This is a genomic window from Roseateles asaccharophilus, assembly GCF_031458115.1.
Lineage (GTDB): Bacteria > Pseudomonadota > Gammaproteobacteria > Burkholderiales > Burkholderiaceae_C > Pelomonas > Pelomonas asaccharophilus_A.
On record NZ_JAVDXV010000003.1, the window covers coordinates 538373 to 545354 of the forward strand.

7 protein-coding genes are annotated in these 6982 nt (G+C 71.5%); 5 read left to right on the forward strand and 2 right to left on the reverse strand.

The features are described 5' to 3' along the window. Positions 1–12: 12 nt before the first annotated feature. The 5 genes from J2X21_RS10835 to J2X21_RS10855 all read left to right on the forward strand — a co-directional run bounded on the left by J2X21_RS10835 (position 13) and on the right by J2X21_RS10855 (position 5074). Complete coding sequence (locus tag J2X21_RS10835; protein WP_310328314.1) at positions 13–243, forward strand: addiction module protein; 231 nt, start codon at positions 13–15, stop codon at positions 241–243. A 4-nt stretch (positions 244–247) separates the two neighbouring features. Then, entirely contained in the window at positions 248–541 is a 294-nt protein-coding gene (locus J2X21_RS10840; protein ID WP_310328316.1) for a type II toxin-antitoxin system RelE/ParE family toxin, read from the forward strand. Positions 542–544: 3 nt separating this feature from the next. Next, positions 545–1393, forward strand: a complete 849-nt coding sequence (locus J2X21_RS10845) for an alpha/beta fold hydrolase (protein ID WP_310328319.1) — start codon at positions 545–547, stop codon at positions 1391–1393. 76 nt (positions 1394–1469) lie between these two features. After that, positions 1470–4157: a circularly permuted type 2 ATP-grasp protein gene (locus J2X21_RS10850; RefSeq protein WP_310328322.1), complete on the forward strand. Its 2688-nt coding sequence runs from the start codon at positions 1470–1472 to the stop codon at positions 4155–4157. A 2-nt stretch (positions 4158–4159) separates the two neighbouring features. Then, on the forward strand, positions 4160–5074 hold the full coding sequence (locus tag J2X21_RS10855) for a transglutaminase family protein (RefSeq protein WP_310328324.1): 915 nt from the start codon (positions 4160–4162) through the stop codon (positions 5072–5074). Here the strand turns inward: J2X21_RS10855 and J2X21_RS10860 are convergent. Beyond that, on the reverse strand, positions 5055–5177 hold the full coding sequence (locus tag J2X21_RS10860; protein WP_310328327.1) for a hypothetical protein: 123 nt from the start codon (positions 5175–5177) through the stop codon (positions 5055–5057). The genes J2X21_RS10855 and J2X21_RS10860 overlap by 20 nt on opposite strands. A gap of 89 nt (positions 5178–5266) precedes the next feature. Next, positions 5267–6847, reverse strand: coding sequence for a sensor domain-containing protein (locus J2X21_RS10865; protein ID WP_310328330.1), 1581 nt, complete (start codon positions 6845–6847; stop codon positions 5267–5269). Positions 6848–6982: the final 135 nt, after the last annotated feature.

The following is a 6982-nucleotide window of genomic DNA, read 5'->3' on the forward strand; positions in this document are numbered from 1 at the left end:
CAAACTTGCCGCATGAGTATCGACCTCGCTGAACTCCGCAAGCTCTCGGTCGCCGAGCGCATCCAGCTCGCCGAGGACTTGTGGGACAGCATTGCGCTGGAGCCCACTGATGTGCCCGGCTTGACGGATGCGCAGCGCCAGGAGCTGCAGCGGCGCTTGCGCGAGCATGAGAGCGATCCGTCGACCGCGGTGCCTTGGGAGCAGGTGCGTGCCGAGCTGATGTCGAGGATGGGGCCGCGCTGACGCCATGCGCGTCTTGTTCAGGCCGCAAGCTCGCGTCGAGTTGTTCGATGCCCAGGATTGGTATGAGGCGCGTGCGCCCGGCCTGGGCCTGGAGTTCGCGCGAGCCTTCGAAGCGGCGTTGCAATCGGCTTGCCGGCATCCGGCAGGCTTTGCGGAGGTCGAGGAAGGCTGCAGGCGCGTCGTGCTGCGTCGCTTTCCTTACTCCCTCTACTACCGCGTTGACGGCGATCAGTTGCTCGTCGTCGCGGTCTTCCACCACCGGCGCCCGCCGTCCGCGCGGCAAGGGCGATCGGACTAGTTCATGCACATCGAAATCCAACCCGGCGTCCGCCTCTTTGTCGACATCGAAGGCCTCGGCCATGTGCCCGAGGGCCGCGCGCTGAAGGCCAAGCCCACGCTGATCCTCATCCACGGCGGCCCGGGCTTCGACCACACGGGCTTTCGGCCCTTCTTCAGCCGCTTCGCGGACCAGTTCCAGATCGTCTACTACGACCAGCGCGGCCATGGCCGCAGCAGCCCGAGGCCGCTGGACGAGATGCGGCTGGACGTCTTCGCCGACGACGTCGTGCGGCTGTGTGACGCGCTGGGCGTGGAGAAGCCCGTCGTGCTGGGCCAGAGCTTCGGCGGCTTCGTCGCGCAGCGCTACCTGGCGCGGCACCCGGCGCATCCAGCCAAGGTGGTGCTGTCCAGCACGTCTCACCACTTCGGGCTGCCGCGCAAGCTGGAGCGCTTCGGCCGCCTGGGCGGGCCGGCTGCCGAGCAGGCCACGCGCGACTTCTGGGAGCGGCCGGGCCCCGACACCTGGGCGGCCTACGAGCAGCACTGCCGCCACCTCTACAACACCCGGCCCAAGAATCCCGACGCAGGCGGCTGGATGCAGTTCAAGCCCGAGATCCTGTTCGAGCACACGCGCACAGAACTGCCGGGCATGGACCTGCGGCCGGGCCTGGCGAACGTGCAGTGCCCCGTGCTGGTGATGGTGGGCGAGCAAGACCCGGTCACGCCGCCCGAGGATGCCGAGGAGATTGCCGCGGCCATCCCGCCGCAATGGCTGGCCGGTTTCGAGCGCTTCCCCGACGTGGGCCATGGCGCCTGGCGCGACAACCCCGAAGCGGCCGAACGCGCACTGCGTCGTTTCTTCACAGCCTGACCCGGCGCCCACCCTGGGCGCGGGGCACTGCGGCGCGGACATTGCTTGACAATGCCTTTTGTCGTCGCCGCGACCCATGCCCCGACCACCCCGCCGCGCCTTCTTTCCCTTCATGTCTTCCGAGCTGACCCCCAGCCAATGGAGCCTGCTCCCCGACGAGCCGGAGGAGGCGCCGACGCCCGATCCGGTGGCGCTGGCGGCGTCGGTCGCGCTGCGCAGCCGTGACGGGCACTTCTACGAGCTGACGGGCCAGGTCAACGAGGCGGGCGAGCCGCAAGGCGGGCTGACCGATCGCTGGCAGCGCTTTTTCGCCGCCGGCGGCGCGGCCGGCTGGCAGGAGCTGTCGGCCAAGGCGCTGCGCGTGCAGCGCCGCGTGCTCGAGGACGGCGCCAGCTACAACGTGCACAGCGACGGCCCGCCGCTGCCGGGCCAGGAAGGCCAGGACAGCGCACCGCTGGCCCGCCACTGGCCGCTGGAGCTGCTGCCCATGCTCATCGAGCCCGACGAGTGGCGGCACATCGAGAGCGGCATCCTGCAGCGCGCCCGACTGCTGGACGCCGTCATGGCCGACACCTACGGCGAGCGCAAGCTGCTGCAGCAGGGGCTGTTGCCGGCCTCGCTGGTCATGGCGCATCCGCAATACCTGCGCGAGATGCATGGCAGCCAGCCACCCGGCGGCGTGCATTTGCACGTGCTGGCCTTCGACCTGACCCGCTGCAACGACGGCCACTGGTGGGTGGTAGGCCAGCGCACGCAGGCGCCGTCTGGGCTGGGCTATGTGCTGGAGAACCGCCTCATCATTGCCCAGCAGTTCCCCGAGGCCTTCCGCCAGATGGCCGTGCAGCGGCTGGCCGCGACGTACCGCGACTTCATGCGGGCGCTGCTGAAGCTATCGCCCGCCGGCGAGCGCAGCCGCGTCGCGCTGCTGACGCCGGGGCCGCGCAACGAGACCTACTTCGAGCAGGCCTTCCTCGCGCGTTATCTCGGCATCACGCTGGTGGAGGGCGCCGACCTGACCGTGCGCGCCGACAAGGTCTACCTGAAGACGCTGGCGGGGCTGGAGCGCGTGCACGTGCTGCTGCGCCGCGTGGACGACACCTGGCTGGACCCGCTGGAGCTGCGCCCCGAATCCATCCTGGGCGTGCCGGGCCTGCTGCAGGCCGCGCGGGCCGGCGAGGTGGTGGTCGCCAACGTGCCCGGCGCCGGCTGGCTGGAAAGCCCCGGCCTGACGGCCTTCTGGCCTGCGGTGGCCGAGAGCCTGCTGGGCGAGCAACTGCAGCTGCCGGCCATCCAGAGCTGGTGGTGCGGCGAGGAAAGTGCCTGGCGCGCGCTGCGGCCGCGGCTGGCGGAGTTCATCGTCGTGCCCACGTTCTCGTCCAGCGGCACCACGCGCAGCTTCGCGCCGGTCGTCGCGGCCGAGTTGAGCGACGAGGCGCTGCGTGAGCTGGCCGCGCGCATCGACGCCGAGCCCACCGCCTACACGCTGCAGGCGCGCGTGAAGCCCACCAAGCAACCGGTCTGGACCCGCGGCGCGCTGGAGCCGCGCGTGGCGGTGCTGCGCGTGTTCGCGCTGACCGACGGGCAGGGCGGCTGGACCGTCGTGCCCGGTGGCCTGACGCGCGTGGCGCCGCGCCGCGACCCGCTGGCCGATGCCTGGCTGTCGATCCAGCGCGGGTCCTTGAGCGCCGACACCTGGGTCATGACCGACGGCGAGGTGGACCCCACCACGCTCTTGGCCCAGCCGCTGCTGCCGGCCGACCTGCGCGACGTGCACTGGACCGTGACCAGCCGCGCCGCCGAGAACCTGTTCTGGCTGGGCCGCTACACGGAGCGCGCCGAGAACAGCGCGCGGCTGGCGCGCTACATCATCGAGGCCAGCGTCATGGTGCAGCGCGGCGCCATGCCCACGCCCATGCTGCCGCTGCTGGACACGTTGGCACGTCGCCATGGCCTGGTGCCTGCCGATGCGCCGGCTGCCGACGACGACCCGCGCGGCTTCGAGCGCGCGTTGCTGGCTGCGCTGCTGCCCGCGTCCGGCGTCGGCAGCACCGGCTGGAACCTGCGCGCGCTGCAGAACTGCGCGCAGGCGCTGCGCGAGCGGCTGTCGCCCGAGACCTGGCGCCTCATCCACGAGACCGCCGCGCAGTTCGAGCAGCACCTGCGTGCCGTGCTGGACCGGCCCGGCACCACGACGCCCGTCACCGACGTGCTGAACGTGCTGGCCCGCGCCGACACGCACCTGGCCGCCATCACCGGCGCGCAGACCGACCGCATGACGCGCGACGACGGCTGGCGGCTTCTGTCCATCGGCCGGCAGCTGGAGCGGCTGTCCTTCCACGCCGAGGTGCTGGCGGAGGTGTTCGAGCAAGACCTGGCGCTCACGGAGGACGGCTTCGCGCTGCTGCTGGGCGTGTTCGACTCCACCATCACCTACCGCGCGCAGTTCCAGGCGCGCCGCGAGGCGCCGCCGCTGCTGCACCTGCTGGTGCACGACACCGAGAACCCGCGCTCGCTGGGCTGGGTGGCGCGCACGATGCGCGAGCGCTTCGCCAAGCTGGCCCGGCACGACCCGGGCTGGGCGGCCGACATCGCGGCCGAACTGCCCACGCCCGAGGCCTGGCCGCTGGATGAACTGGCCGCGCCCGGCCCCGCGCTGGTGGAGCGGCTGCGCCGTGCGGCCGCGCAGGCGGGCGAACTGTCCAGCCTGATCAGCCAGCGTTATTTCACGCACGTCATCGGCGCAGAACAGCGGGTGTGGCAGTGAGCGTGAAGCTGTCGGTCCACCATGTCACCGAGTACACCTACGAGGACTCGGTGGAGTGGGCCCATCACGCCGCCTGCCTGGCGCCGCAGAGCACGCCCTGGCAACACGTCAGCGGCTGGCGGCTCAACATCGACCCGCTGCCCGATGGCTGGGGTGTGGACGGCCTGGAGTTGGACGCTACCGAGCTGGCGCGCCACCTGCGCCGCGACCCCTGGGGCAACCGCCACCTGACCTTCGGCCACGCGCGCGTGCACGAGAAGCTGGTGGTGGACAGCCGCTTCACGGCCCAGCTGCAGCCGCGGCCCGCCCCCGATCCCAACCGGGGGCCATCCTGGGAGGCCGTCGCGGCCAGCCTGCGCTACCGCGCCGGCCGCGCGATGCACGAGGCCGACGAGTTCTCGCTGGCATCGACCTACGCCGCGCCCGATGCCACGCTGGCCGCCTACGCCCGCCGCGCGTTCTCGCCCGGCCGCACGCTGGCGGCCTGCGGGCTGTCGCTGATGCACCAGATCCAGACGGATCTGCGCTACCTGCCGCAAAGCACCACGGTGGCTACGCGCGCCGCCGACGCGCTGGCGCAGCGCAGCGGCGTGTGCCAGGACTTCGCCCATGTCTTCATCGCCGCCTGCCGCTCGCTGGGGCTGGCGGCACGCTATGTGTCGGGCTATCTGCTGACGCGGCCGCCCGAAGGCGCGCCCAAGCTGGTCGGCGCGGACGCGTCGCATGCCTGGGCCGAGCTGTGGTGTCCCGAGCAGGGTTGGCTGGCGCTGGACCCGACCAACGCGGTGCCGGCCGACCTGGACCATGTGACGCTGGCCTGGGGCCGCGACTACGCCGACGTGGCGCCGCTGCGCGGTGTGCTGCGTGGCGGCGGCGTGGCCACGCTGCGGGTGAGCGTCACGGTGGAGCCTGCCTGACCGCTGGCGTCGGGGCCGCGTGCGCGGGCATGGCGGCCAGCAAGGCCAGCAGCGCGATCAGCGCAATCAGCGCCAGCAGGACGGGGAAGTTCGGGCCGCGCATGCAGGGCCCCGGTCGTGATGCCGGCATGCTGGCCCGGTGCCATATCTGCCGTGCGGCTGGTTGATGTCGGCCCCGGCACAGGCCCGCGATCAGCGTTGCAGCGCGCGCGAGCGCCCGGCGCGCTTGTTGGCGTACATCGCTTCGTCGGCATGGCGCATCAGCGCGTCGGCGGTGCGGCCGTCCACCGGATAGTTGGCCAGCCCCAGGCTGCTGCCCACGGCCACCTGCGGCCCGGTGGTCAGCGTGATGGGCTGGGACAGCGCGTCCAGCAAACGGCCCAGCACCAGCTCCGCCTCGGAGCGCCCCTGCGTGGGCGACAGCAGCACGACGAACTCGTCGCCGCCAAGCCGGGCCACGGTGTCGCTGGCGCGCAGGCCGGCGTGCAGCCGCGACGCGACGGCCCGCAAGACCTCGTCCCCCGCATCGTGGCCGTGGGTGTCGTTGATCTGCTTGAAGCCGTTCAGGTCCAGATAGGCCAGCGCGAACACGTGGCCGTTGCGCTCCGACGCGTTGATGGCCTGCCTGAGCCGGTCGCCCAGCAGCAGGCGGTTGGGCAGGCCGGTGAGCGCGTCATGCAGCGCGGCATGCTCCATGCGGGCCTCATGGGCCTTGCTCTGCGTGATGTCCACCATCATCCACAGCGACTCGTCGCCGCTGCCGGGCAGCTGCACACCGGAAAGGTCCACCCAGATCAGCGAGCCGTCCTTGCGCTTCATCTGCAGCTGTGTGCGGAAGCGCCTGCCGGCCTTCAGCTGCGGGTAGGCCAGCGCGCCCAGCGTCTCGTAGGCGGCGTCGTCGACGTACAGCTGGCGCGACAGCGTGCCCAGCAGTTCGCCGTCTGCGTAGCCGAACATGCGCTCCAGCGCCTGGTTGCGCCAGACGTTGCGGCGGTCGCGTACCTTGGCAATGCCCACCAGGTCGCTCTCCAGCATGGCTTCCTGGTCCAGTGTCAGCTGCTGCAGGCGCTGGCGGATCTGGTGGGTCTCGGTGATGTCGAACATCACCGAGCGGCTGCGCAGGTAGACGCCGCTGGCGTCATAGATGGCGGTGGCCGACAGGCTGACGCGGCGCACCTCGCCCTGCCGTCCCTTCATGTCGAACTCCAGCCCCGACACGCGGCCCTCGCGCATGAAGCGCGGGAAGGCAGCGTCGAACAGTTCGCGGCTCTCGGGCGAGAAGAAGTCGCGCGGGCTGAGCTTGCCGATGACCTGCTTGGCCGTGCAGTCCAGCCAGCGCAGGCCCAGCGCGTTGATCTGCAGGAACAGGCCGTGCTGGTCCAGCGCGTAGTAGGCGCAGGGCGCGTTGTCGTAGAGGTCTTGCAAGCTGCCGCGCGCCTCGTCGGCCTGTGCCTGCAGCTGCTTGCGCGCGGTGATGTCGGACTCGATCTCCATGAAGCCGCTCAGCTCGCCGGCGTCGTCGAACAACGGCTGGATCTCGATGTCCGCCCAGTAGTGCCGGCCGTCCTTGCCGCGACGCTGCAGCTCGGCCTTGCCGCCCAGGCCCACGCTCATGGCCTCGTTCAGGCCGTGCAAGGTGTCGGGGTCGGTCAGCTCGAAATGCAGCAGCTCCTGCGGTTGCCGGCCCAGCGCCTCGTCCAGCGTGTAGCCGGTCAGCCGCGTGAAGCCGTCATTGGCCCAGACGATGCGGTGCATGGTGTCGGTGATGAGCACCGCGTTCGTCGTGGGGGGGGGCCCCCAGGCCCCCCCCCCCCCCTCGGCCGGCAATCCGCCCCCGCGGAGCGCCGCGCCCGCGCCGCCCCCCGCCCCCCGAAAAACCCGCACCGCCCCCAGCCCGCACCGCCCCCT